This window comes from Baekduia sp. (assembly GCF_035318805.1).
Lineage (GTDB): Bacteria > Actinomycetota > Thermoleophilia > Solirubrobacterales > Solirubrobacteraceae > Baekduia.
In genome coordinates, this window is the sequence record NZ_DATHDY010000005.1 from 1 (window position 1) to 3,245 (window position 3,245).

A 3,245-nucleotide genomic window follows, 5' to 3' on the forward strand; every position below is an offset into this window, starting at 1 on the left:
CTCCTCCCGGCTGCGCCCGGCGGAGCACCTCGACGGCGACGACGGGCAGCCGTCGCCGACGGGTCCCGGCGAGATCCTCGTCCGCCTGCAGGCCTGCGGCCTGAACCACGTCGAGCACGTGCTCAGCACCGAGGGCGTGTCGCAGCTGCCTCCGTGCGACGCTTCGTACACCTGCGGCATGGATGCGGCCGGCAGCGTGATCGCGGCCGGCGAGCGCGTCACCCGCTTTGCGGTCGGCGACGAGGTATTCGGCCACTTCCTGGCTGGATCCTGGGCCTGGGTCCAGGCGCCCTGCGCCCGGACAGCCGCCGACGGACCGCACGTCGAGCGCCGACCCGAAGGCCTCGATCCGCTCGCCGCGGTCGCGCTCGCCCAGGCCGGCCTGACCGCCAAGACGATCCTGCGCGCCGCCCAGCTGCGGCCCGGCCAGACCGCGCTCGTGATCGGCGCGACCTCCAGGGTCGGATCGCTGCTTGTGGCCCTGCTGGCCGATGCCGGGGCCCACGTGATTGCCGGCGCCACGCCCGGCGACGACGACTATGTTCGCTCCCTCGGCGCCGCTGAGACGATCGAGTCCACGACCGCGGATCTGGTCGCCGACGCACTCGTGTCCCATCCCGACGTCGACCTGCTCGTCGACCTCGTCGGCTTCGGTGAGCCGTACTTCCTCACGGCCGCCGAATCCAGCGGAACGATCGTCACCGCCCACCCCGGCCCCCATGGTCTCGGCATCACGCGCATCGCGATCTCCGCCGAACCCGGTGATCTCGCCGAGCTCGCTCAGCGCACCCTCAACGGGCAACTGCCCCGCGAGCTCGCCCACCTCCACGAGCTCGAGAACGTCGGTCAGGCTCCGGCCAACCGCGATCCCGCCATGCAGCCAGCACTCGCCCTCGCCGGCTAATAGGCGCAGCCGGAAGTACCCATCCGACATGGGCGCAGGCGCCCCCGGTCGACGTGCGACGTCGAGGGTTCAGACTGCGACGGCGATGTCCGCGCCGAACAGCCTGGACTTCTACGACGCCGAGCTGCGCGCTCACCACGAGCACCTTCGCGCCGCATACGGGATCAGCCCTGCTGATGCGGTCGTCGACATCGGGTGCGGAACCGGCCTGACGACTCGCGAGGCGGCGCGCTCCGCGGCGCCTGGCCGCGTTGTCGGCGTCGACGTATCCGAGCGCATGCTTGTGCGCGCCCGTCAACTGACGGCGGCCGAAGGTCTCGACAACGTCCGGTACGAGCGAGGCGACGCCCAAGTGCATCGCTTCGACCCCGCCGGCTTCGACGTGGCGATCAGCCGCTTCGGGACGATGTTCTTCTCCGATCCGGCCGCCGCGTTCGCGAACATCGCCGCCGGCCTTCTACCCGAGGCGCGTCTGGTGCTGCTCGTCTGGCAGCGACACGAGCACAACGAATGGGCGCGGGCGATCGACGCCGCGCTGGGCGACGCGGCGCAGCCACCGCCGCCCCGCTTGGACCCGTTCTCGCTCGGCGATGCCGAAGCCACCGCGCGCATCCTCGAGGGCGCCGGCTTCGACGGAATGCGCTTCGAGGACGTCCGCGAGCCGGTCCACTACGGACGCGACCTCGACGCCGCGCTCGCGTTGGTCCGGGGGTTTCAGAGCACGAGCGCGGCGCTCGCGAGCCTGACTGACCGCGAGGCAGCGCGTACCGTCGCGCGCCTGCGCGAAACGCTCGCGGCGCACTACAGCGACAAGCGCGGCGTGGTCTTCGATTCGCGTTCTTGGTTGATCACCGCCCGGCGACGCCGCTAAGACATCAACAACGCGCGCCAACGTGCCGGGCTCGGCCGGTTCGGTCGCCACACCTGACCCGCTCTGCTTTCGCTTTCGCCCGCCAGGTGAAGGGGAGCGGCGACTCGCTCGCGCTTCTCCTATCCATGCCGAGCGGGAGCTGACGACCGCTTTCACTTCTCCCGCGAGGCGAGGGTCGACCTTCGCTGGGCTACTTGTGCCAGTAGCCGCGGCGATGCATCTCGAGCACGCCGACAAGCTCGTCGGCGTCGACACCCGCGCGGTCTGGCTCGTCGTCGGGACCAAGATGATCGAGGAACTCATTGAGTGCGAGGCGCGACAGCGCTTCGCATTCCTCGTCGGACAGCCATCGGCGATTGATTTCGCCCGCCAATGGCAAAAGGGCAGGGGCGCGTCGCTCGACGATGGCGACGAGCCGACTGCGTTGCGCCAGAGTCAGAGGTTGCGGCGGTCGATCCACCTCAGCAGCGTAGGCAACCGCACCGGCGGCTCGACGGCTGCTCCCTTCCACGCAAGGCGGAACCCGCCCCAAGACCATCATCGAGCGTTGCCTGTACCCAAGGCGCTTTGAACCTCAGAGCGCGCGGATGACCTGTGCGGGAACGCCAGCGACCAGCGTGCGCGGCGGGACGTCCTTTGTGACGACGGCGCCGGCGGCTACCACGGCGTCGTCGCCGACCGTGACGCCCTGCAAGACCATGGCGCCTGCGGCGATCCACACGCCGCGGCCGATGCGGATCGGGGCAGTCGTGATCTGCGAGCGGCGGGTCGCCGGGTCGAGCGGATGGCCCGAGCTGATCAGATGCACGTTCGGCCCGATCATCACGTCGTCACCGATGTCGATGCCGCCGAGATCCATCGCGGTGCAGCCGTGGTTCACGAACACGTTGCGGCCGAATCGCAGATTGCGCCCGCCGTCGGTATGGAACGGCGGAAGCACGCGAACCGACGGGTCGAGTTCGTGGCCGGTCAGCTCGCCCAGTACGGCGCGCACCGCGTCGAAGTCACCCGGCGCCAGCGCGTTGAGCCGCCCAAGGATCTCCCAAGCGCGCTGGATGTCGGCGTACATCGCGCGAGAGTCCGGCGTTCCGGCATGCGTCACCGTTCGGCCCTGCGCTGGCGCCATTGGTTCGCGGTCGGGGCCAAGCACGGAAGGAGATTCTGCCCATGCGGCCGGATGTCGATCCCGCCCGGGACAGACGAGCATCGTCGATTCGAAGACTTGCGCTTCGGCTCTCAGCCGCGAACTCGGAGCTCTCGATCCGATGAACTCACTCCCTAGCCGCGGACTCTCGCTGCACTCGAGGTGGCGATCCCCGGCGCTCTTCGCGCAAAGATGGCATGAGCCGGGCGGCGGTCCCGGCGTAGGGGGGACCTCCTCAGCTCAAGCGCGCATGATGCGCGCAGGTAGTTAACCGTGGAGCTTGAGGAGGCCCCGTAATGGCAATCGTAATGGGACTCGATCAGCAT

4 protein-coding genes are annotated in these 3,245 nt (G+C 69.5%); 2 read left to right on the forward strand and 2 right to left on the reverse strand.

Going from position 1 to position 3,245, the window contains the following annotated elements:
• On the forward strand, positions 1 to 904 hold a 904-nt coding region (locus VK501_RS00235), incomplete at its 5' end, for an alcohol dehydrogenase catalytic domain-containing protein (RefSeq protein ID WP_324333426.1).
• Between the two features lie 85 nt (positions 905 to 989).
• Entirely contained in the window at positions 990 to 1,775 is a 786-nt protein-coding gene (locus VK501_RS00240) for a class I SAM-dependent methyltransferase (RefSeq protein WP_324333428.1), read from the forward strand.
• A 190-nt stretch (positions 1,776 to 1,965) separates the two neighbouring features.
• On the opposite strand, the gene VK501_RS00245 is transcribed toward VK501_RS00240, so the two are convergent.
• Both VK501_RS00245 and VK501_RS00250 read right to left on the reverse strand, forming a co-directional pair.
• Positions 1,966 to 2,235 carry a hypothetical protein gene (locus tag VK501_RS00245; protein ID WP_324333430.1) on the reverse strand — a complete coding sequence of 90 codons (270 nt, stop codon included), beginning with the start codon at positions 2,233 to 2,235 and terminating at the stop codon, positions 1,966 to 1,968.
• Positions 2,236 to 2,349: 114 nt separating this feature from the next.
• Positions 2,350 to 2,901: a DapH/DapD/GlmU-related protein gene (locus VK501_RS00250; RefSeq protein WP_414641031.1), complete on the reverse strand. Its 552-nt coding sequence runs from the start codon at positions 2,899 to 2,901 to the stop codon at positions 2,350 to 2,352.
• Between the last annotated feature and the right edge of the window lie 344 nt (positions 2,902 to 3,245).

Coding starts and splice junctions, on each gene's coding strand:
- VK501_RS00240 (WP_324333428.1), top strand. CDS start 990: ATGTCCGCGCCGAACAGCCTGGACTTCTACGACGCCGAGCTGCGCGCT.
- VK501_RS00250 (WP_414641031.1), bottom strand. CDS start 2,901: ATGGCGCCAGCGCAGGGCCGAACGGTGACGCATGCCGGAACGCCGGAC.